18 protein-coding genes are annotated in these 21,300 nt (G+C 65.8%); 4 read left to right on the forward strand and 14 right to left on the reverse strand.

From position 1 onward, the window contains the following. The first annotated feature begins 208 nt into the window (after positions 1–208). Complete coding sequence (gene hemL / locus KF886_00665) at positions 209–1,492, forward strand: glutamate-1-semialdehyde 2,1-aminomutase (GenBank protein ID MBX3175848.1); 1,284 nt, start codon at positions 209–211, stop codon at positions 1,490–1,492. A gap of 7 nt (positions 1,493–1,499) precedes the next feature. Here the strand turns inward: hemL and KF886_00670 are convergent, their stop codons facing one another. The 3 genes from KF886_00670 to murB all read right to left on the reverse strand — a co-directional run bounded on the left by KF886_00670 (position 1,500) and on the right by murB (position 7,666). Next, on the reverse strand, positions 1,500–5,150 hold the full coding sequence (locus KF886_00670) for a hydantoinase B/oxoprolinase family protein (GenBank protein ID MBX3175849.1): 3,651 nt from the start codon (positions 5,148–5,150) through the stop codon (positions 1,500–1,502). A gap of 393 nt (positions 5,151–5,543) precedes the next feature. Continuing rightward, the gene (locus KF886_00675; protein ID MBX3175850.1) at positions 5,544–6,647 is read right to left on the reverse strand and encodes a type IV pilus twitching motility protein PilT; all 1,104 of its coding nucleotides are present in this window, start codon (positions 6,645–6,647) and stop codon (positions 5,544–5,546) included. Positions 6,648–6,793: 146 nt separating this feature from the next. Next, a complete protein-coding gene (gene murB / locus KF886_00680; protein ID MBX3175851.1) occupies positions 6,794–7,666 on the reverse strand; it encodes a UDP-N-acetylmuramate dehydrogenase in 873 nt (290 codons plus the stop codon). 710 nt (positions 7,667–8,376) lie between these two features. Between murB and KF886_00685 the strand changes: the two genes are divergently transcribed. The 3 genes from KF886_00685 (at position 8,377) to KF886_00695 (ending at position 10,833) form a co-directional block, all read left to right on the forward strand. Then, positions 8,377–9,072: a transposase gene (locus KF886_00685; GenBank protein ID MBX3175852.1), complete on the forward strand. Its 696-nt coding sequence runs from the start codon at positions 8,377–8,379 to the stop codon at positions 9,070–9,072. 384 nt (positions 9,073–9,456) lie between these two features. Continuing rightward, the gene (locus tag KF886_00690; protein MBX3175853.1) at positions 9,457–10,461 is read left to right on the forward strand and encodes a hypothetical protein; all 1,005 of its coding nucleotides are present in this window, start codon (positions 9,457–9,459) and stop codon (positions 10,459–10,461) included. Positions 10,462–10,638: 177 nt separating this feature from the next. Continuing rightward, entirely contained in the window at positions 10,639–10,833 is a 195-nt protein-coding gene (locus KF886_00695) for a hypothetical protein (GenBank protein ID MBX3175854.1), read from the forward strand. A 706-nt stretch (positions 10,834–11,539) separates the two neighbouring features. Here the strand turns inward: KF886_00695 and gpmI are convergent. From gpmI to gmd, 11 genes are all read right to left on the reverse strand, one after another. Further along, on the reverse strand, positions 11,540–13,168 hold the full coding sequence (gene gpmI / locus KF886_00700) for a 2,3-bisphosphoglycerate-independent phosphoglycerate mutase (protein ID MBX3175855.1): 1,629 nt from the start codon (positions 13,166–13,168) through the stop codon (positions 11,540–11,542). Positions 13,169–13,369: 201 nt separating this feature from the next. Further along, the gene (locus KF886_00705; GenBank protein ID MBX3175856.1) at positions 13,370–13,813 is read right to left on the reverse strand and encodes a hypothetical protein; all 444 of its coding nucleotides are present in this window, start codon (positions 13,811–13,813) and stop codon (positions 13,370–13,372) included. A gap of 151 nt (positions 13,814–13,964) precedes the next feature. Beyond that, the gene (locus tag KF886_00710; GenBank protein ID MBX3175857.1) at positions 13,965–14,420 is read right to left on the reverse strand and encodes a hypothetical protein; all 456 of its coding nucleotides are present in this window, start codon (positions 14,418–14,420) and stop codon (positions 13,965–13,967) included. Positions 14,421–14,556: 136 nt separating this feature from the next. Beyond that, positions 14,557–14,775: a twin-arginine translocase TatA/TatE family subunit gene (tatA, locus tag KF886_00715; GenBank protein ID MBX3175858.1), complete on the reverse strand. Its 219-nt coding sequence runs from the start codon at positions 14,773–14,775 to the stop codon at positions 14,557–14,559. A gap of 417 nt (positions 14,776–15,192) precedes the next feature. Then, the gene (locus KF886_00720; GenBank protein MBX3175859.1) at positions 15,193–15,372 is read right to left on the reverse strand and encodes a hypothetical protein; all 180 of its coding nucleotides are present in this window, start codon (positions 15,370–15,372) and stop codon (positions 15,193–15,195) included. A 459-nt stretch (positions 15,373–15,831) separates the two neighbouring features. After that, positions 15,832–16,008 (reverse strand): hypothetical protein, encoded by a 177-nt coding sequence (locus KF886_00725; protein ID MBX3175860.1) that lies wholly within the window; start codon positions 16,006–16,008, stop codon positions 15,832–15,834. A 250-nt stretch (positions 16,009–16,258) separates the two neighbouring features. Further along, positions 16,259–17,716: a DUF2029 domain-containing protein gene (locus tag KF886_00730; GenBank protein ID MBX3175861.1), complete on the reverse strand. Its 1,458-nt coding sequence runs from the start codon at positions 17,714–17,716 to the stop codon at positions 16,259–16,261. Further along, positions 17,713–18,429, reverse strand: a complete 717-nt coding sequence (locus KF886_00735) for a glycosyltransferase family 4 protein (protein ID MBX3175862.1) — start codon at positions 18,427–18,429, stop codon at positions 17,713–17,715. The genes KF886_00730 and KF886_00735 overlap by 4 nt, the downstream gene beginning before the upstream one ends. 408 nt (positions 18,430–18,837) lie before the next feature. Then, a complete protein-coding gene (locus KF886_00740) occupies positions 18,838–19,332 on the reverse strand; it encodes an adenylyltransferase/cytidyltransferase family protein (protein MBX3175863.1) in 495 nt (164 codons plus the stop codon). Further along, the gene (locus KF886_00745) at positions 19,329–20,267 is read right to left on the reverse strand and encodes a GDP-mannose 4,6-dehydratase (GenBank protein ID MBX3175864.1); all 939 of its coding nucleotides are present in this window, start codon (positions 20,265–20,267) and stop codon (positions 19,329–19,331) included. Before KF886_00745 ends, KF886_00740 begins: the two co-directional genes overlap by 4 nt. After that, positions 20,264–21,262, reverse strand: a complete 999-nt coding sequence (gene gmd / locus KF886_00750) for a GDP-mannose 4,6-dehydratase (GenBank protein ID MBX3175865.1) — start codon at positions 21,260–21,262, stop codon at positions 20,264–20,266. The genes KF886_00745 and gmd overlap by 4 nt, the downstream gene beginning before the upstream one ends. Positions 21,263–21,300: the final 38 nt, after the last annotated feature.

The raw sequence follows: 21,300 nt of genomic DNA on the forward strand, positions 1-21,300 counted from the left end.
TTGCGGCCAGAGGCTGCCCTGTGTTCATTCGTGGTTGAAAATCTTCTTTGCTTCAGACGGCTAAACTGTTACAACTGCAATTGCCCGGATGGCCCCCCCGCGCGCGGTTTTATCAATCGGGCGTGTCACCTGATACAATAGCGCCGTTTATGCCGCCGCCCGCCCCGCAACTGGGCGTTCCCCCCAAAAGTAAAGGTTTCGTTCCGACATGAACCACGACAAGTCCAAAGCCCTCTTCGCCGCCGCCAACAAGACCCTCGTCGGCGGGGTAAACAGCCCCGTCCGCGCCTTCAAGGGCGTCGGGGGCGATCCCTTCTTCGTCGCATCGGGGAAAGGCGCCACCATTACCGACGCGGACGGCAACGAGTACATCGACTACGTGCTCTCCTGGGGTCCGCTCGTCCTGGGCCATGCGCACGAGGCCATCGAGACCGCCGTGCGCGATGCGCTCTCGCGCGGCGCGAGTTTCGGCATCCCCACCGAGGCCGAAATCCTGCTCGCGGAGCGGCTGGCGAAGCTCGTCCCCTGCATCGAGAAGGCGCGCCTCGTGAACAGCGGCACGGAGGCCACCATGAGCGCCATCCGCCTCGCGCGCGGCTACACAAAGCGCGATCTGGTCGTGAAGATTGAGGGCTGTTACCACGGCCATGTGGACAGCCTCCTCGTCAAGGCGGGCAGCGGCCTGACCACCCTCGGCGTCCCCACGAGCCCCGGCGTTCCCAAGGCCTACGCCGCCACGACGCTGACCGTGCCCTTTAACGACCTCGACGCTATCCGCGACGTCTTCGAGGAGCACGGCCCGAATATCGCCTGCGTCATCGTGGAGCCGGTTGCCGGCAACATGGGCGTCATCCCGCCGGTGCCGGGCTACCTCAAGGGCCTCCGCGCCTTCACGAGCGACTACGGCGCGCTGCTCATCTTCGACGAGGTGATGACCGGGTTCCGCGTGGCCCTGGGCGGCGCGCAGGAACGCTATGGCGTCACGCCGGACCTCTGCACGCTCGGCAAGGTCATCGGCGGCGGCCTGCCCGTGGGCGCCTACGGCGGGCCCGCCGAGATTATGGATCACCTGTCGCCCGTCGGCCCCGTCTACCAGGCCGGCACGCTTTCCGGCAATCCCCTGGCCACCGCCGCCGGCATCGCCGCGCTCGACGCCATCGCTCAGCCCGGCGTCATGGAGAGCCTGGAGGCGAAGCTCAAGCAGCTCGGCGACGGCCTGGGCGCCATCGCGCGGGAGACCGGCGTCCCCGTTTACCAGACCCAGGTGGGATCGATGGCCTGCATGTTCTTCCACCCCGGCCCGATCCGCAACTACGCCGAAGCCACGAAGTCGGATACCGCGCGCTACGCGAAGTTTTTCTGGGGCATGCTCGAGCGCGGCGTCTATTTCGCGCCCTCGCAGTACGAGGCGGCCTTCATGAGCACGGCCCACGGGGACAGCGACATCGACAAGACGCTCGAAGCCGCGCGCGAGGTCTTCAAGACGCTGTAGGCCGGGGCTACAGGGCGCCCGCGCCGCCACCGCCCGGCGTTTCGATGATCAGCACGTCGCCCGGAGCCACCGCCACCTGCGCGTGGCCCGGCAGGTGCTCCGGGAATTCGCCGCGCAGCAGCCAGTTCTGGCCGGGCAGGCCGGGCTGGCCGCCGTCGAGGCCGAAGGCCGCCGTGGTCCGCCGTTCCATCAGGCACGATACCGTCACCGCGCGCCGGAACTCGATTGCGCGGACGAGCCCGTCGCCCCCGCGCCAGCGCCCCGCGCCACCCGATCCGCGCCGGATCGAGAACTGTAGCAGGATGACCGGATAGCGCCGCTCCAGCACTTCGGGGTCCGTGATGCGCGTGTTGGTCATGTGGCTGTGCACCCCCGAAGCCCCCGGAAAGCCGCGGCCCGCGCCCGTCCCGCCGCCGATCGTTTCGTAGTAGCCGAAGGTGTCGTCGCCGAAGGTCAGGTTGTTCATGGTGCCCTGGCTCCCGGCCAGGACGCCCAGCGCGCCGTAGATCGCGTCGCAGATCCGCTGCGAGGTTTCCACATTGCCGCCCACCACCGCCGCCGGAGGCCGGGGAGACAGCAGCGATCCTTCCGGAATAATGACCTCGATCGGGTCCAGGCAGCCGCTGTTGAGCGGGATGGGCTTGCCCACGAGCGTCCGGAAGACGTAGAGCACCGCCGAGAGCGCCACGGCCCGCGGCGCGTTCAGATTCCCCTCCAGCTGCGGCGCGGTTCCCGTGAAATCCACCATGGCCCGCGATCCGTCGATGGTGATTTCGCAGCGGATCGGCGCGCCGCTGTCCAGGATCTCCGTAAACGAGTACGCGCCATCGGGAAGCGCCGCGATGCAGTCCGCCATGGTGTCCGCGGCGTTCCTGCGCACGTGCCCCATGTAGGCCTGCACGGCGCGGACGGTATACTGGTCACACAGGCCGCGCAGCAGATCCGCGCCGAGTACGTTTGCGGCGATCTGCGCGCGAAAATCGCTCAGGCGCTCCTCGATATCGCGCGCGGGCCAGGGACCGGCCGCCAGCGCGTCGCGCAGCTCCTTCTCCCGGAATTCTCCGCCGGAAACCAGCGCGAAATTGTGGAAGCGGATGCCCTCCTCGTCGATGCGCTTCGAAAACGGGGGCATGGATCCCGGCGCGATACCGCCCACGTCCGCGTGGTGGCCGCGATTGGCCACGAAGAAGATGCGCTCGCCCGCTTCCGAGAACACGGGCGTCACCACCGTCATGTCCGGCAGGTGCGAACCGCCGTGATACGGATCGTTGGTCAGGTAGACGTCGCCCGGGCGCATCGCGTCGCCCGCATCGCGCAGGATCGCCTTCACGCTCTCGCCCATGGCCCCCAGGTGCACCGGAATGTGCGGCGCGTTCGCCACAAGCGCGCCGTCCGGCCCGAACACCGCGCAGGAGAAGTCCAGGCGCTCCTTGATATTCGCGGAGTGGCTCGCGCGCTCCAGGCACTCGCCCATCTGCTCCGCGATGGACATGAACCGGTTGTTGAACACCTCCAGTAGCACGGGGTCGGCCTCGGCGGCGATGTGCTCGGTTTCGGCGACGGCCTCGGCGGTGAGAATCAGGTTGCCCAGCGCGTCCACCGCTGCGGACCAGCCGGGATCCACGATGACCGTCGAGGCCTCCTCGACGATGAAGGCGGGGCCCGCGAGAAGTTGGCCGGGCAGGAGCGCGTCCCGACGATAAACCGGCGTCTCCACGGGCGCCAGGGTGCGTGCGCCATCGGGCTGTACGGTATCGAAATACACCGTCACGCGATCCTCGGGTACGGGGGGCGCGCCCGCCGAAGAGGCCGCGCCGGGCAAGGCCGCCGAGAGGGGCGCCCGGTTCTCGAAGCGGCCCGTCGCGCGCAGGCGCAGGTTCACCACCTCGATGGGATGCCCCGGCTTGGCGAAGCCGTAGCGCTGCTGGTGAAGCGCCGCAAACGCATCGGCCCAGTTTGTGTCCGTCTCCACCGGAATCTCCAGGGCCGCGTCCGCGCCTTCGTAGCGGAGCTCCGCGCTGCGCGCGAACTGGACCGCGTCCGGCGCGATGCCGTCGCGTTCAAGCACGGCCCGCCCGCGCGACTCCAGCGCCGTGAATCGCGGCAGGATCCGCGCGAGGGCTTGCTCGTCCAGGCGCGCCAGCACCGGCTCGCTCTCCGAGTGCGCCAGATCGGCCAGGCCCATGCCCAGCGCGCTCAAGACCCCCGCCCGGGGATGCAGCACGATGTGGCGCATGCCCAGCGCGCCCGCCACGGCGCAGGCATGCTGCGCGCCCGCGCCGCCGAAGCAGCACAGGGCATACTCCCGCGCGTTGTAGCCGCGCGCCACGCTGATGGCCTTGATCGGCTTGACCATGTTCTCGTTAGCAATCCGTATGAAGCCCGCCGCCGCCTCCTCCAGCGACACCGTGCGCCCCGCCGCCGCCGCCATGGCCTCGGCCAGCGCGCCGATGCGCGCCCGCGCCGCCGCCGCGTCCAGCGGCTGATCCGCGTTCGGCCCGAAGCACGCCGGAAAATAGCGCGGCTGGATGCGCCCGAGAACCAGGTTGGCGTCCGTCACCGCCGCCGGGCCGCCCGCGCCGTAGCAGGCCGGTCCCGGCTGTGCGCCCGCGCTCTCCGGCCCGACGGTGCAGCGGTGCCCATCAAACGCCAGAATCGATCCGCCGCCCGCCGCCACCGTTTCGATCGCGATCATCGGCGCCTTGATACGCGCGCCCGCGACCGTTTTTTCGTAGACAAACTCGAAGGTGTTGTCGGCGCGGCTCACGTCGGTGGAAGTGCCGCCCATGTCGAAGCCAATCGCCTTCGGGAAGCCAGCCTCCCGGCAGATCGCCGCATAGGCCACCGCGCCGCCCGCCGGCCCCGAGAGGATCGCGTTCTTGCCGGAAAAGCGCCGCGCATCCGCCAGGCCGCCGTTGGACTGCATGAAGCGGAGCGGTGCGTCAGCCCCCAGCGCCTCCCGCGCCCGCGCGATGTAATCCCGGATGATCGGCGTGAGGTAGGCGTCCGCGAGCGCCGTGTCGCCGCGGCCCACCGCCTTGATTTCGTTCGCTGCCTCGTGGCTCAGGCTGATCTGCGAAAAGCCAAGCTCCCGCGCAATCTCACCAATGCGAAACTCGTGGATCGGGTTGGCGTAGCTGTTCAGGAGCAGCACCGCGACGCTGTCGATGCCCGCCGCCCGCGCCGACACCAGCGCATCCCGCACCCCGGCCTTGTCGAGGGCGGTGTGGATCGCGCCGTCCGCCAGGATCCGCTCCGTGACCTCGATCGTGCGCGCCGCCAGGGTGTCCGGTTGCTGGATATGCAGCGCGAAGAGGTCCGGCCGGTCCTGGTAACCAATCGCCAGCAAATCCGCGAAGCCCTTCGTCACCAGAAAGGCGACCGGCGCCCCCTTGCGCTCCAGCAGCGCGTTGGTGGCCAGCGTCGTGCCCATCTTCACCGCGTTGATCCGGTCCGGCGGGATTGGTGCGCCCGCGGGCAGCCCCAGCAACGACCGGATCGCGTGCAGCGGCGCGTCGGCGTAATGCGCCGGATTCACGCTCAACAATTTGCGCGCATGGATCTGGCCCTGCGGGTCGCGGGCCACGACATCGGTAAACGTGCCGCCGCGATCAATCCAGAAATCCCAGCCGCGGGCGGGAGAAGAGGCGGGGTGCATGAAAAAACTCCGGGAAGTTGCGGTACTTCGTGCGAAACCGGGCGGAAGTATAGCAGGTTCGCCGACCGCGCCGGCGCTCCATCCGAAATATGCAATACTTTAGCGGAATGAAGGTAGCTTGATTTCTCGACAACACAAACCTGCGCCACATTCCCTTAATGGTACACGTAAAAAACCAGGGTGAAGCGCGCAAGGAACGTGGCACAGCCGTCCCGGCTGTGTACCGGTTGCGAAGCGACCGGCCTTTCATCCTCTACGAGTGACGCTACGCCCCATGAAAGGCTGCACCCCCAAAGGGACACGCCCCCTTATCCGCGACAAAAGTAGGATAGCCGTCCCGGCTGTCCACCCCGGCAATGCCCGCGCAAGCGGCGCCCGCGATCCGCCGCCGGCCTATTTCTTCACGGGCTTCTTGGCGGGCTTTTTTCCGGCGGCGGGCGAGGTGCTGGAGGAGCCGCCGTCCAGGTTGTTCGGATCCTTCATCTGCGCCCGGGCGTCCTCCTCGGAGATGAGCCCCGCCTTGTACAGGTTCTTCAGCGAGCGGTCCATCGTGATCATGCCCTCGCGGGTGCTCGTCTCCACGACGCTGTAGACCTGGTGGGTCTTGCCTTCGCGGATGAGGTTGGCGATCGCCGTGTTGTTCATGAGCATCTCGCAGGCGAGCACGCGCCCGGTGTTGTCCGCGTTGGGCAGGAGCCGCTGGGAGATGATCGCGTGGAGCGTGAGGGAGAGCTGGAACCGGATCTGCTGCTGCTCGTGGCCGGGAAACACGTCGATGATGCGGTCCACGGTCTGGATCGCGTCGTTCGTGTGGAGCGTGGCAAAGACGAGGTGGCCGGTCTCCGCCGCCGTAAGCGCCGCCTTGATGGTCTCCAGATCGCGCATTTCGCCGATCAGGATCACATCGGGATCCTGCCGGAGGACGTACTTCAGCGCCGTCGGGAAGCTGTTGGTGTCGCCGCCGACTTCGCGCTGATCCACGATCGACTTCTTGTGGGTGTGCACGTATTCGATCGGGTCTTCCACGGTGATGATGTGGCAGGCGCGTTCGTGGTTGATGAGGTCGATCATCGCCGCCTGGGTGGTCGTCTTGCCGTGGCCCGTCGGCCCCGTGACCAGCACGAGGCCCTGCTTCACCTTGGCGATGCTTGCCACGGCCTCGGGCAGGCCGAGATCCGCGAGGCCCGGGATGGACTCGGGAATCGGCCGGAAGGCGGCGGTGACCGCGCCTTTCTGTCGGTAGACGTTCACGCGGAAGCGGTGCCGGCGGCCGGAGGCCAGGGAGAAGTCCAATTCCTTGTTCTGCAGGAACTGCTCGCGCTGCTCGTCCGTCAGGAAATCGAAGATCAGGCGCTCCGTCTGCTCCGGGGTGAGGGCATCGGTCCGGCTCCGGAAGAGTTGGCCGTGAATCCGCAGGATGGGCGGGGCCCCGGCGCTAATCAGCAGGTCGGAGGCTTTCTCCTGGGCGACGAGGTCAAAAAGATCTTGGATATTCATGCGGGCAGGACTCCTGCGGGTTGCGGCGGCGTACAGGCGCGCCGTTTCTCCATGGTCCGGCCGGTATGGACGCGCTCTCCCGTCCTCCCCGGACCCCGAACCTGGGCGCCATGATAGACCAATGCCGGGCGGGATGCAACGGCGCGCTACCAGATAATGCGCACTTCCTCTTCGAGCTCCACCCCATGCTGCGCCCGCACCCGTTCTTTGGCGAGTGCGATCAGGTCCAGCACGTTCTGGAACGTGGCGTTGTCGTCGTTCATGATGAAGTTCGCGTGCATCGGGCTCACGATCGCCCCGCCGCGGCGTGTTCCCTTGAGGCCGCAGCGCTCGATGAGATCGCCCGCGTGCCCGCCCTCGGGGTTCTTGAACACGCTCCCGCAGCAGAAGCCCTGCGGCTGTTTCTCCCGGCGCCGCTGCTTGTAATGCGCGTAGATCGCGCTCTGGTCCGTCTCGGCGGGCGTGAACTGGAAAACGCCGCCGAGGATTACGTCGCCCGGATCGCAGAAGGTCTGGCCCCGGTAGCTGTAGAGTTCCGGGCGCATCGGGATGGTCTCCAGGCCGGACGGCTTCATCACGTCCACGGACGCCATCCACTGGCAGGTGCTCCCCTTCACCGTGCCGGCGTTCATGTAGATAGCGCCGCCCACGGATCCGGGAATGCCCGTGAAGCCCCCCACTCCGTCGTAATTGTGGACCAGCATGATGTTGCGGACCATGTCGTCCAGCTCGCGGCCCGCGCCAACATAGTAGCGATCGCCGCCCAGGCCCTCCATGCGCTTCAGTTCGGTCGTGAAAAGGACGATCCCGTCGAAACCCGCATCATTGATGAGGACATTCGACCCGCCCCCAAGCACCAGCTTCTTGCCCGGCTGCGCGCGCATCCACGCGAACGCCTCCGCCGCCTCGTTTTCATCCCGGGGCAACAGCGCCACCGTCGCCGGCCCCCCGATGTGATACAGGGTGTGCCGGGCCAGGGGATAGTTCAAGCGCGCGAATTCAAAGGGCGGGGTTTCCATGGCGGATAGAATACCCCATGTGGGAGTCGGGTTCCCAGTTTTCACCACATTTTGTGCCTCGCGGGCGTAAGCGGCGCCGCCTGACCACGGCGACAGGCGCCTGAGTTCGCCGCAATCCCCACCGCCTCCCGCAGGCGTGCCACGGTCAAGCCCGCAAGGGCTTGCCCGTGCAAGTCCCCTCAGGGACTGACACGCCACGCCACCTCACCCTCCGTTCCCCCCAAACCCCACCCCGTGCCACGCGATCGCGCCCCCCCAGGGACTGACACGCCCAACCACCCCACCCGGCATATCTGACCCGGACGTCAACTATCCCTGCTCCAATCGGGCGCACAACGCCCAACCGGCGGGGTCTGTCCCGTCATCCCCATCGCCACCCCAGGCGTGCCACGGACAAGCCCGCAAGGGCTTGCCCGTGCAAGTCCCCCCAGGGAGCGCCACGCCACGCCACCTCACCCTCCGTTCCCCCAAACCCCACCCCGTGCCACGCGATCGCGCCCCAGCGCGTTCGTGTGCCCGGAGCAACACCAGCCCACCACCGCCAGTACCACCCCGCACGAGCGGCAAAACCGCCCCACGCTCCAAGCCTCCACCAAGCTCAACCGGCGGGTCTGTCGCGTCATCCCCATCGCCTCCCCCGGGCGTGCCACTAAAACAGGGACAGCCACCTATTCTTGACAAATCCCCGTTTCCGCGCTATACTCTTCCCCATGCCAAGACTCGCACGCATCGTGGTGGCGGGAGAGCCCCACCACATCACCCAGCGCGGTAATAACCAGCAGGACGTCTTCTTTGTGGACGACGACCGGCGGGTGTACCTCCAATTTCTGCGGCAATACGCGACGCGGTATCGGCTCCGTATCCACGGCTACTGTCTGATGACCAACCACGTGCATATCATTGCCGTGCCGGAGGTGGAGGAGGCCCTGGCCAACGCCATCGGGCGCGCGCACTTCCGCTACAGCCAGTACTTCAACCAGTTGCACCAGCGCAGCGGCCATCTCTGGCAGGGCCGTTTCCACTCCTGCACGCTCGACGAAGCCCACTACGGCAACGCGATGCACTACGTCGAGCAGAACCCCGTCCGCGCGAAGATGGTGCGGAAGCCGTGGCGCTACCGGTGGTCCAGCGCGGCCGTGCATGTGGGGGAGCGAAAGGACGACGGCCTGCTCGACCTCGACCGCTGGCGCGAGGCCCACGGCGACGAAGCCCGCTGGCGCGCGGTGCTGGAGCAGGGGATCGACCCCGATTTCGCCGAGACCTTCCGCCGCAACACCCACACCGGCCGCCCCCTGGGCACGGCCGGCTTCCTGAGTATGCTGGAAGCCCAACTCGGCCGCCGCCTCCGCGCCCTGCCCGTCGGCCGCCCGCGGAAGGTAAAGACGGGTGGCGGGAGGAAAAAATAGAGGGCTGTCCCTATTTGCCTAGCTACCTGCCTCCTCCTGGTACGCTAGTATCATCAAGCCATCGTATGTAACTAGCATTCAAATGTCGTTTAGATATGCGAGTCGCCCTGTAGCCAGCAATGATAGAGTAAGCCCGGGAAGGGCAGCGATTAGAGACAACCACTATATCGGGGCTATGTCAAGTGAAGCGTCAATCGGAGGAGAGTACACAATGAAGCAGTTCTTCATTTGGGGGCATGGGTGTAATCAATACACACTTTTGGATACGACAACAATCCGCAGAAAGTCGTATGGAACTGGGCAAAAGTTGTCGATACAGAAGCTCGCTGGTTGTGATGGAAACGAGCACATCCTGGAATGTCCCTAATTCCGAGGAGGAGCACTATGAAGACTTTCTTATTTGTTGGAGCTATTGTCGTTCTCTTCTTGACCTCGAATACTACAGCGGTCGCCGGAACCTTCGTCCCGCCAAGGTTCACGGTGACTGCGGAAATCTCGGAGACAGCACTGATTGCGGGGGCACCACTCTATGTCTATTTGACAGTCACGCGGGAAGAGGATGGGAATCCCGAACTTGCAACCGTGTCCCTGACATCCATAAATGACAATGTCCGATTGCAAATAGACGACCTGAATGCCCAGGAGGTCAAGAGACGTCCAAGACAACCATGGCCTGCCGTTAATGGGCTTGAGTTCTTGCTGTTCAAGCCGCTCGGGGCGGGGGAATCGTATACCAAGACGCTGATCGTGCATCGCTGGAGTTCCACGGCGTTGCCAGCAGGCAGTTATACTGTCGTTGTGGAGGCGCCGCGTCTCAACTATTATATGGAAAAAAATCGAAGTGAATGGCATCCGGTGCTTGAGAAGCCATTCCGAAAGGCTATTCCCCTGAAGATTCTTCCACCCGACCACGAACGGGTTGCCCGAATCTTTGACGAAATGCTTACGGCTGTGACCGCGGAGAGCACACCCTGGAGTGATCGATATCGGGCTTTGGACTCGATAATCTTCGCGCAGGGCCCAGACGCTCTTGCGTCACAGTTAGGACTATTGGCGGCTATGGAAAAGGACACCGTGCGGTTTGGTTACGGGCAAAAGGAGATTGTGACCATGCTGTGGTACATTGTGCAGTCTGCGGACGTTGCCACCGCCCGCGCGTTGGCCGCGCTCGCACGAGGTCCCGTATTCGGAACCAATCTGGACGGAGAGGATCACTCTGGCCGCGGGATCTGGCCTATGTTGGGCTGGGCTATTCATGAGCTGCACCGAACGGGGAGCCCGGAAGTCCAGGCGGTTACGAAGGAATTAGTGGAGGTGGTGCCCGATAAACCCGGACTGGTAGAAATGACTTTCCAGCATGGCGGCATGCAGTTCGACAAGGATTATTAATGGGGGCCACCAGATCGCGGTGATGGTGGGCTCGGTGGCCATCACAGCGGTGACGGCCCAGAACTGCATGTACTACGGGTGGAGCTATCGAAAACTATAAACTAGGGACAACCACCTATTAATCTATCTCTTGGTCTAGACATCACCACCTGTTACGTCTATGATGACCTCGGTGCCATGATTGAGATGACGGACCCGCGGGGTAAGGTTACGGAGTTCGAGTATTCGCCACGGCGGACGCTTGGCGCTGATCCGAGCTGCTGCGGCGGCGGGCAGTTGGAACTGGTGCGGGACGCCCCGAACCCCGTGGCACGGAAGTGGTGGGTGCATGCGTTGAAAAAGCGAGGAGCAGGCAGCATTTTCGCCCCTTGATGCCGATGCATGCCGCGCGCAACGGCCCGACCCCGACCGGGACATACCCCCGCGCTGCGGCGTGAAGCGTTGACGCTCCGGGCGCCATTGGACGCGAGGGCGCCTGCCGCAACGTCTGGCGCCAGTGCGCGGGTACGTCCCTTGGGTTGGCGCCGCCAAGGGACGGGTGCGCGCTGCTCACCTCGACCCCACGCACATAGACCGGCGTCCCGCGCATGCGACCGCCGCCCTTCCCGAACACCGCCGGTGCGCGCGCCTGTCCCGGTCCGGGTAGCGGTGGGAGGCGTGACTGTGACGGGGGGCTTGTGCTTGCTCGACGTGTAGTTGGGGGTGGTATTGGCGTGTCGGTCTCTGGGGTGACTGGCACGGGCAAGCCCTTGCGGGGCAGTTGACAGTTGACAGTTGACAGTTGACAGTTGACAGTTGACAGTTGGCGGTTGATAGTTGTCACAGGGGTGGTGGAAGGGTGGATACAGGCCGGATGCCCTGCCTCCTGGGAGTTGAGCCGCTCGTGCGGGGTGGTTGTGGCGGTGTTGGGTTGGCTTTGCTCCAGGCACACGAATCCGCCTGGGGCGGAATCGCGTGGCGCGTTTTTGGGGCGTTGGCGCGGATGTTGGACATGGATCATCCCGCCCGAAAAGCGATCGCCCCGCCGCGTTGTCGCGCGGCGGGGCGTCGGGGATATCCGTGGGGATTGTCCCGGCGATCAGGCCAGCTCAATGAGCGAGGGGTCGTATTCTTTGGGCTGTTCGAAGCCGAGCAGGTTGATGAGGGTGGCGGCGACGTTGCTGAGGCCGGGGGTGTCGATCGCGCGCATGCGCCAGGCGTTGGCGCCGGAGTAGTCCTTGATGACGAAGGGGACGGGGTTGAGGGTGTGGGCGACGTGGGGCTCGCGCTTGCCTTTTTTCTCGGTGAAGAGGCAGTCGGCGTTGCCGTGGTCGGCGGTGATGACGGCGATGCCGCCGGCTTTCTCGACGTCGTAGAGCAGCCGTTCCAGGCCGAGGTCGACCGCTTCGACGGAGATGCGGACGGCGAGGGCGTGGCCCGTGTGGCCGACCATGTCGCCGTTGGGCATGTTGGCGCGGAGGAACTTGTACTGTCCGGTCTTCATGGCGTCGAGGAGGGCGTCGGTAATCTCTCCGGCCTTCATCCAGGGTCGCTTGTCGAAGGTCATGTTGTCGGAGGGGATTTCGAGGAAGGTTTCGAGGCCCTCGTTGATGTAGCCGGATTTGTTTCCGTTCCAGAAGTAGGTGACGTGGCCGTATTTCTGGGTCTCGGAGATGGCGAAGCTCTTGATCCCGGCGCCGCAGAGGTATTCGCTGATGGTCCCGGCGATCTTGGAGGGCTGCACGAGGAAATTCTTCGGCAGCTTCAGATCGCCGTCGTATTGCATCATGCCGGCGTAGAACACGTCCGGGCGGCGCTTGCGATCGAATTCGGCGAACTCGTCGCCCTCTTCGAAGCAGCGGGTGATTTCCAGCGCGCGGTCGCCCCGGAAGTTCAGGAAGACCACGGCGTCGCCGTCTTCGATCGCGCCGACGGGCTTGCCGTCTTCCGCGATGACGAACTCGCCGACGTGCTGGTCGGTTACCCGCGGGTCCTCGTCGTAGTAGGTCTGGACGGCCTCGGCGGCGGAGGCGAACTGCCGGCCTTCGCCGAGCACGTGGGCGCGCCAGCCGCGCTCGACCATGGGCCAGTCGGCGTTGTAGCGGTCCATGGTGATGTACATGCGCCCGCCGCCGGAGGCGATGCGGTAGTCGCGCCCGCCTTCGCTGCATTCGGCGAGTTTGGCTTCGAGCTGCTCGATATAGCCGAGGGCGGATCGCTCGCCGACGTCGCGGCCGTCGGTGAGGATGTGGCAGCGCACGCGCGCGACACCCTCGGCGGCGCACTGGTCGAGGATGTCGAGCAGTTGCTGGATGTTGCTGTGCACGTTGCCATCGGAGAGGAGGCCGATGAAGTGGGCCGTGCCGCCTTCCTTCGCGCGGGCCACGATGGTCTTCCAGGCGTCGCCCTGGAAGACGCGCTTGTCGGCGATGGCCTCGTTGCAGAGTTTCGCGCCCTGCGGGAAGACGCGCCCGGCCCCGAGCGCGTTGTGCCCCACTTCGGAGTTGCCCATGTCCTCGTCGGTGGGCTGGCCCACCGCCGTGCCGTGCGCCTTGAGCTTCGTGAAGAGCGGCTCTTCGAAGAGCCAGTCGAGCGTGGGCGTATAGGCCAGGTGAACCCCGTCGGATTCATCCTTCGGCCCCAGGCCGACGCCGTCCATGATGATAAACAGCAGCGGGCCCGAAAAGGGGGTATAGTTCGGCAGGGGGTTCAGGCTGTACTTGCTCATGAAGGCATTCCTGTGGTTAAGGCGGTCGCGCGGGGGCGTCCGAACGGTCGGGGAAAAGGGGCGAAAGCCGGGGAAGAGCGGCGTCCAGCGTCACGCGCGGGGCGACCGGGCGGAACGGGGCGCTGCTCGCCCATGAGTGTAGCGGAGGCGTCGCGCGCGTTTCAAAACATCCCCGATTCGCGGCGGCCCCCGGGCGGGCGTTCAGCGCTCGCCGAAAATGGCGTGGAAGTAGTCGGAATTGTCCAGAAGGCGGAGATCGATCGTCCGGAAGGACTCCACTTCCTCGGGCGAGATGGGGGCATCAACGGGCGTCTCATCGGGCTCACCGATCACGTGCAGTTCGGCCTCGGGATGAACCGGGAACGCGCGGTCTCCGGGGGCGTCGGGCGCGCCGTCGCGCGAGAAGAGACGCCCCACGCGTTCGCGGACGAACTGGGTGAGGACGGAAGCCACGTGATCGCGGCGATCCTCGGATTCGCCTTGCAGCATCGTGTGCTGGTCGAGCGCGAGGGCGGCGCCGCAGAAGACGGCGACCATGCCGTTGCACTCGGGGCAGGGTCCCACGATGATGGTGGCGGGGGAGGGCAGCTGAATCCGGCCTTCGGCGGCGCAGTGGGGGCAGGTGATATCAACGGTAACGGGCATGAATTACAAACTCCGTACTACAGGTGCACGGAGTATACCATGCGCCGGTATATCCGGCAAATGGCCCTTGAAATTCGGGTTTTGAGGCGGGCGGAGGGCATGCCGGCGGAGGGGCGGAAGGAGGGCCTGCTTCGGCGCGCCGGCCCGCGAATCAGCGATCCGCGGCAACAGCGGTCGCGCGCGCCTGAATCGCCTCCAGCAGCGCCTCGGGCTCGCCGGTTTCCTCGGTCTTGCGGTCGTGCCAGCCGGGGTAGGTGAGCAGGGTCACGCCGTACGTTTGCTTCCGGGTGTCCAGGGCGACCCGGGTGCTGTTGTCGGAGACCGCTTCAAGATCGATGGTGTACTTGTAGCGATTTGGCTGGAGCAGGCGACGCCGCTCGGGCGTAAGCGCGATGAAGTGGCCGCGCTTGTCCCGCGTGTAGATATCCAGTTCCTTTTCGCGCAACACATCCTTGACGGATTGCCAGGTGGCGTCGAAGGGGGCATCGACAACGACGGCGTGGTTCAGGGCGAAACCGGTGGTGTCGCGTGCGGCATGCGCGCACCCCAGGGGCAGGGTGGCGATGACGAGCAAGACACTGCCGCAAAGGAACTTAGAGCGGTTCATTTCCGTTCTCCGATGGGTTGCGGCGATTGTAGCACAGGGTTGGCGGGGGTTCAAGCCGCCGCGCGGGCAAAACAGAAAACGGCGCGCGTTCATTTCGGCGTGAACGCGCACCGTTGCGATTACCGGTGGCGGGGGATTACTCCTCCTCCTTCGCCTCGTCCTTTGTCTCGCTCTTCGCGGCGTTGCGCGTCTCGTGCTTGATTTCGTCGGACTTCTCGTCCGGTTTCACGGCGTCCTTGAATTCGGTGATCGCTTCGCCCAGAGAGCGTCCCACGCCCGAGATCTTGGATCCGCCGAAGAGCAGCAGCACAATAACCAATACGATAACCAACTCAGTCATTCCAAAACCAAACATGGTTTACTCCTGTCCTCTGTGCGACACAGAATTTGGTCCCGGCGCAATGCGGGACATGGGCGCCACGCGGCGATGGATCGGGGGGAGCTACCGCCTGCGCGCCTGGAACACGGCCTGCCATTGGCCTTCGCGGTTCCGCGGCGCGCATTACAAAGGCGTGTTTGCCGGGCGCGGTGCGGGGGGAAGACGTCAGCCAGGGTACAATTCAACACACCCGTCATTATAGACCGTGCCCGAGCACATTACAAGTGGCGAATGAGAGATGATCAGCGCAATCGCATCCAAGACCCGATCATGGCGTATGGGCGTAAACTTGAGTCGATACCGAGCCTGGAACCAATCAAAGTGCGCGTGTTGGAGCGCCGGCATCTCTGGCAAGGTAAGGAAAGCGCCGCGGCGCCGGCGCAGGCGGGCCCGTTACTTGCCGCCCATCAGCCCCGGGAAGTCGATCGGGGGCGTGGCGGTCTCGCCGAAGAAAAGCTTCTGCCCCGCGCCGCCGATGACATCGTCTTCCGCGCCGTCGAGGTCTTCAAGCAGAATCACGCGCTTGGCGGGCTTGTTCCTGGGGGCATCGGGTTGTATGGGTGACTTGTTCATGATGATTCCTCCATGATGGCCTAACGCCTGTTAAAAGCGATTTTTGTGCCAATTTCCTGTCACTATCGTAAGGTCTTATAAATTAAACCTTTAGCCCATTCACTGTGGCAATGCGGGATCAATGACTCTCGCAGAACGGGGCCATTCGTGGTTGCGTTTTGCGACCGAGGCTTCAGGGCGCTACCATGCAGCCGTGCGCGACGGCACAAAAAGCGGGAACGCCGCGACACGATCCCGACGCGGCGTTCCCTGGCCTGGCGACCCTCCCCGGGGGCTTCCCACAGGCTACCGCCTGCCGCTGGCGTCCAGCGACCTGTAGGCCGGGCTGTACCAGTCGGTGGGCGTGTAGTAGTGGGGGCCCCCCTTCACCTGCGCGGCTTCCTCATCCGCTGCATGCCGCGTCGTGGTCGTCTTGACCGCTTCCGCGGTCGCCAGATCGGTAAGAGCAAATGGGACGCATCAGAAGCGTACCGAGCCGTCGCCAAACGCGAAGTGGGCGCCGCCGGATTGAACGGAGCGGGACTCGCCGTCGACGCCGTCAAACTTGATATAGGCTGGCCCGCCCTTTACCTGTTCGGCCTCAACGGGATTCACGGCCATGACTTCTTGAATATCCTGCATCTTGATGTTGCTCATCGTGTCTTTCCTCGACCCCGTCGTGGGGCTTACTCTTCGTTGGTTCGGATTGAACAGCGCCTCGCCATTCAGACTCACGGCTTGCATAAAGCAGCGATCATGCCAATGGGGCTGTGACGTCGCAAGGGGTTGTATAACAGAGGCTTAGCGGGTTCCGTGCCGGCGGGTTGGGTGCGGGGGCGAGGCGTATCTGTTCGCCAAATAGTCTCGAAATTGGACTATGGTCCCGAAATGGATCCGCGCATATTCGTCAGGAAGTCGGTTTCCGGCCCCTCGGAGCGCGGAAGCGGCGGAGGGCGTCCCACAGCAGCAGCCCCCAGACTGGCGCATACTCGAGCCAGACCACGCGGTAGTGGAAGAAGTCGGCCTGCCCCCGGGCGTCGAAGTAGAACTTGAGGTAGTAGAGCGGCAGCATGACGGTCAGCAGGAGAAGCCCGCGGTTTGGAACCAGCACGAGCCAGGGCAGCAGCCAGGCGTAGTACCACGGGAACTGTACGGGGCTGAGCAGAAAGAGCGCGGCGGCCACGGTGCACCACCAGGCGGCCAGGTGGCGGCGCTGGTCCAATTCCGCCACTCCGAGCTGGCGCCGCCGCCACACCGACCACCCGCCGGCGCAGGCCAGCGCCGCGAGCGCAACGCCCGTGATGCCCTTCGCGAGCAGGTGCGCCTCTTGCGGGCCGAGCGGCGATCCGGCAAGGGCGGCGGACCGCGCGCCCAGCCAGGCGATCGCCATGAACAGCGCGTCGTTCATCTCCCAGCGCGCGCCATAGGCCACTAGGCCAGCGCCGTTGCCCAGGCCGCCCCAGAGCAGCATCGGCGCGACAAGGGCCAGCGCCAGGGCCGCGCACAGGAGCACGGCGTACAGAGCGCGGCGCCAGCCCGGGCCGCGGGCGCCCGCCACGATCGGCGCCAGGAGCGCGGGCCAGAATTTGATGGCCGCGGCGAGGCCCAGGGCGGCGGCGGCGGGGCGTGCGCGCCCGCGCAAGACCAACAGCAGCGCCAGCAACATCGGCGGGACCAACAGCAGATCCATGTGCACGCTGTTGTAGCATTCCTTCACGAAGAGCGGATTCCACCAGTAAATCAACACCCGCCACGCGGGAAGATCGAGCGCGCGAAGCAGGCCGATCAGGATCGCGAACACGGCGCAATCGAGCGCGAAATAGACCAGCCGCAGCCCCCCGATGGACCACGGCGCGGCCCAATGCGCAATCGCGAAGAAGGCCTGCGCCGCCGGCGGGTAGATCGTGCGCAGGTGTGCGTGGTTCACGCGCGCAATCACGGCGCCCGAATCCGCCGCGAGCGCGGCCAGCTCCGGGTCCGCCACGAGGCCGTCCCGGATGGCCCCGGGCGCGTGCGCGTAGGGGTTCTGCCCGGATGCCACCACGGCGCCGTCCCAGAGGTAGCGGTAGAAGTCATCTTCCAGCACCGGGGGGCCGGCGGACGCCGCGATGCGCATCAGGACGCCCGCGGCGAAGATCCACGCAAGCGCGTTGCGCGTTGGCGGGAGGGAGCCGCCGGCCCACACGGCGGCCAGGTAGACGGCGCCAGCGCCCATCAGGAGCGCGACGAGGAAGGGGATCGGGCGGGCGGCCATGTCGGACCCGTAGGCGAATTCGGGAGCGCGCCAGGCCAGTAGCGCGCAGGCCGCTACGAGCAGCCCGCCGCACGTGGTGACGATGCCGGCGCGCCCGCGGGCCCGGATCACGGCGCGCGCCCGGCGGCCACCGCATGATACACGTTGCAGTACGCGCGCGCCGCCGCCTCCCAGGTGTACGCTTTTGCGCGCGCGAGGCCCGCCGCGCGGAGGGCCGCCGCTTCTTCCGGGTTCGCGAGAATCGCAACGCACGAGGCCGCCATGCCCGCCAGGTCATCCACGGGGTGCACCCGCGCCGCCTCACCGGCCACCTCGGGCAGCGCGCCGCCGTCCGAGCAGACCACGGGCGTCCCGCAGGCCATGGCCTCCAGGACGGGCAGCCCGAAGCCTTCAAACCGCGAGGGCCACAGGAGCAGGTCGGCGGCGTTGTAGGCCAGCACGAGGTCCGGCTCGCTCAGTTGCGTGCGGTGTGCGAGGCGGGGTTCCAGTCCATGCCGGGCGATGAGTTGCTGTTCCTCCGGCGCGAACGTTCCGCCGACCTTGAGCAGCACAACGTCTTCGGGAAGGGACCGGAAGATCTCCAGCAGGCCGCCGATGTTCTTGTAGGGCAGACAGGTCCCCACGTGGAGTACCACGCGCTTGCCTTCCAGCCCGTGCCGCCGCCGGAAGGCGCCCAGGGCGTCGTCGCCGGGGTCCAGAGGCTGAAAGTGCGCCTCCACGGCCTGGGGAATGACGCTGGTTCGATCCTCGGAGCAAGCGGCGATGTCGAGGAGCGTGCGGCGGGTAAATTCCGAGACGCAAACCACGTGGGCGCAGCGGGCCAGGGCCTGGGTGGCCCTGGCGTAGAAATGCCGTCCTGCCCGGCCGCGAAAAATGGAGCGCAGGGAGGGATCGAGGAGGTAGGGCATGAGATCGTGACACGTAACGACGGTGCGCCGGTAGTTCCACGGGGCGATGCCGTAGGCGTGGTCGTTGTCAATGAGGTGGATGACGTCCGCGCGGCAGCAGGCGAGGCGGGCGGGGTTGAGAAAGCGCTTCCGCAGCTTCACCCGCTTCGGGTGGGTCGCCGCGCGCCCGCAATCGCCGCCGGGCGCGTCCAGGAGTTGTATCTCGTCGCCCGCGCCGAGCATCGGCGCCGCGTGGCGCGCGATGGAATACGCCGTGCGCAGGATGCTCGCGCGCCCTTCCTCGGGCACGTAGCCGCCGATCAGGACGCGCATGGGGGCGGGCCGCTATCCACGGCGGATGCGCTCCACAATCGAGGCCGTGGACTTCGTGAGGTCCCCCGCGATGAGCGCGATGCAGCCGCCGGATTCCTCGATGACGGCGCGCTCGCGTTCGTTGAGGCCGCCGTGGAGGTGGTGGAGCCCCTTGGCGTAGACATCCGGCTTGAGCGCCCGCAGCACCTCGGCGCAGTCGGGCTGGTCGAAGACGGTGATGTAGTCGATGCACTCGACGGCGGACAGGACCAGCAATCGCTCCGCCTCGGTGGCGAGGGGACGCCCCGGGCCCTTGACCGCCGCCACGGACGCGTCGCTATTGACCCCGACAATAAAGACATCGCCCAGGCGGGACGCCTTCAGGAGGAAATCGATGTGGCCGGCGTGCAGTATTTCGAAGCAGCCGTTCGTCCAGACGATGGTCTTGCTCTGGCGCCGGTAGTGTCCCGCGAGATCGACCAGGCCTTCCAGCGCAATCTGCTTGCTGGATTGCGGAATCGCGCTCATGGCGCGGGCGCGCCGGCCAGCTGCGCGCGCCAGTACCCCAGCAGGCCTTCCAGCAGGGACTCGAAGGGGATTTCCGGCTGCCAGCCCGTCGCTTCGGTGAAGCGGTCGTGGCAGCCACGGATCTCCGGCACATCGGAGGGGCGCATGCGCGCCGGGTCCTGCTCTACGGAAACGTCAACCGTACTCATGGCCACGAGCTGGTCGAGGGCCGACTGGATGGGCACGGAGACGCCGGAGCAGATGTTGTAGGCCGCGCCGGCGCGCCCGTGCAACGCGGCGAGCTCGTAGGCGCGGAGCACGTCATCCACATGCAGGAAATCGCGCGCCGCCTCCAGGTTTCCAACCCGCACGACGGGCGCGTGCAGGCCGGCTTCGATGGCCGCGATCTGCCGGGCGAAGCTGGAGAGCACGTAGCTTTCGTTCTGTCCGGGACCAGTATGGTTGAAAGGCCGGAGACGCACGCAATCAAGCGCCTTCACGCGCCCAAGCCGCCCGCAGTAGTGATCCGCCGCCGCCTTGCTGATGGCGTAAGTGTTCACGGGATTGAGGGGATGCTCCTCGGTCACCGGAATGGACTGCGGCGGCCCGTAGGCGTCCGCGCTTCCGATGAAGACAAGCCGCGCATCGGGGCATGCTTCCCGCATGGCCTCGCTGAGGCGGATGGTCCCGTTTAGGTTCACATCCATCGCAAGCAGAGGATCCGCCTCGGCATCGGGCACGAATGCGATCGCGGCGAGGTGGAACACATGGGTCACGGCGCCCGCATCGCGCAGGAGCGCGGCCACGGAGTCGGCGTCGCGGAAATCGCAGGGGATCATGCCTTCTCGGGCCGGGTGGCCGCTGCATACGACGTCCCAGCCGCGGCCGCGGAGGTAGTCCGCCAGCCGCGTTCCCACGAAACCCGCCGCGCCGGTTATCAGCGCGCGTCCGGTCATACCACGACGATGCGGTTGTCGATTTCGGCCTGGACGCGCTCCAGGTCCGCGTCGACCATCCGGTGGACGAGTTCCGGGAAGCTGCATTCGCGCTCCCAGCCCAGCTGTTTCTTGGCCTTGGTGCAGTCGCCCAGGAGCAGCTCCACTTCGGCGGGGCGGTAGAACTTCGGATCCACCTTCACGTAGTCGTTGTAGTCCAGCCCCGCGCGGCCGAAGGCCAGCTCGCAGAATTCCCGGACGCTGTGGGTCTCTTCCGTGGCGATGACGTAGTCGTCGGGCGTGTCCTGCTGCAGCATGAGCCACATCGCGCGCACGTAGTCGCCGGCGAAGCCCCAGTCCCGTTTCGCGTCGAGATTACCCAGGCGCAACTCGCTCGCCAGGCCCAGTTTGATGCGCGCCACTCCGTCGGTGATCTTCCGGGTGACGAATTCCAGGCCGCGACGGGGGGATTCGTGGTTGAAGAGGATACCGGAGCAGGCGTACATGTCGTAGCTCTCGCGGTAATTGATCGTGATCCAGTGCCCGTAGACCTTCGCGACGCCGTAGGGGCTGCGGGGATAAAACGGGGTCAGTTCCGTCTGCGGCGTTTCGCGCACGTGGCCGAACATTTCGCTCGACGAGGCCTGGTAGACGCGGATGTCCTTGTTCACGTGCCGCACGGCCTCGAGGATCCGGGTCACGCCGAGTGCGGTGATGTCCCCCGTGAGCAGCGGCTGGTTCCACGAGGTGGGCACGAAGGACTGCGCCGCGAGGTTGTAGATTTCCCGGGGGCGGATATCGCCGACGGCCTCGATCAGGGAAACCTGGTCGGCCAGGTCGGCCTGGAGCAGGTGCAGGCGGTCCTTGATGTGGTTAATCCGCTCAAACTTTTCGGTGCTCGATCGCCGGACGAGGCCGTATACCTCGTAACCCTTTTCCAGCAGCAATTCGGCCAGGTACGAGCCGTCCTGGCCCGTGATGCCGGTAACAATTGCGCGGGGTGCGTGATCTGCCATCGTATCTCTTCCTCTATCCGGACGCGGTGTCCGCCGCC

It is taken from the genome of Candidatus Hydrogenedentota bacterium, assembly GCA_019637335.1.
Taxonomy (GTDB): domain Bacteria; phylum Hydrogenedentota; class Hydrogenedentia; order Hydrogenedentales; family JAEUWI01; genus JAEUWI01.

Bases quoted from the DNA above. Each gene is read 5' to 3' on its own strand.
- hemL (MBX3175848.1), top strand. From the start codon at position 209: ATGAACCACGACAAGTCCAAAGCCCTCTTCGCCGCCGCCAACAAGACC.
- KF886_00670 (MBX3175849.1), bottom strand. From the start codon at position 5,150: ATGCACCCCGCCTCTTCTCCCGCCCGCGGCTGGGATTTCTGGATTGAT.
- KF886_00675 (MBX3175850.1), bottom strand. From the start codon at position 6,647: ATGAATATCCAAGATCTTTTTGACCTCGTCGCCCAGGAGAAAGCCTCC.
- murB (MBX3175851.1), bottom strand. From the start codon at position 7,666: ATGGAAACCCCGCCCTTTGAATTCGCGCGCTTGAACTATCCCCTGGCC.
- KF886_00685 (MBX3175852.1), top strand. From the start codon at position 8,377: ATGCCAAGACTCGCACGCATCGTGGTGGCGGGAGAGCCCCACCACATC.
- KF886_00690 (MBX3175853.1), top strand. From the start codon at position 9,457: ATGAAGACTTTCTTATTTGTTGGAGCTATTGTCGTTCTCTTCTTGACC.
- KF886_00695 (MBX3175854.1), top strand. From the start codon at position 10,639: ATGATTGAGATGACGGACCCGCGGGGTAAGGTTACGGAGTTCGAGTAT.
- gpmI (MBX3175855.1), bottom strand. From the start codon at position 13,168: ATGAGCAAGTACAGCCTGAACCCCCTGCCGAACTATACCCCCTTTTCG.
- KF886_00705 (MBX3175856.1), bottom strand. From the start codon at position 13,813: ATGCCCGTTACCGTTGATATCACCTGCCCCCACTGCGCCGCCGAAGGC.
- KF886_00710 (MBX3175857.1), bottom strand. From the start codon at position 14,420: ATGAACCGCTCTAAGTTCCTTTGCGGCAGTGTCTTGCTCGTCATCGCC.
- tatA (MBX3175858.1), bottom strand. From the start codon at position 14,775: ATGTTTGGTTTTGGAATGACTGAGTTGGTTATCGTATTGGTTATTGTG.
- KF886_00720 (MBX3175859.1), bottom strand. From the start codon at position 15,372: ATGAACAAGTCACCCATACAACCCGATGCCCCCAGGAACAAGCCCGCC.
- KF886_00725 (MBX3175860.1), bottom strand. From the start codon at position 16,008: ATGAGCAACATCAAGATGCAGGATATTCAAGAAGTCATGGCCGTGAAT.
- KF886_00740 (MBX3175863.1), bottom strand. From the start codon at position 19,332: ATGAGCGCGATTCCGCAATCCAGCAAGCAGATTGCGCTGGAAGGCCTG.
- KF886_00745 (MBX3175864.1), bottom strand. From the start codon at position 20,267: ATGACCGGACGCGCGCTGATAACCGGCGCGGCGGGTTTCGTGGGAACG.
- gmd (MBX3175865.1), bottom strand. From the start codon at position 21,262: ATGGCAGATCACGCACCCCGCGCAATTGTTACCGGCATCACGGGCCAG.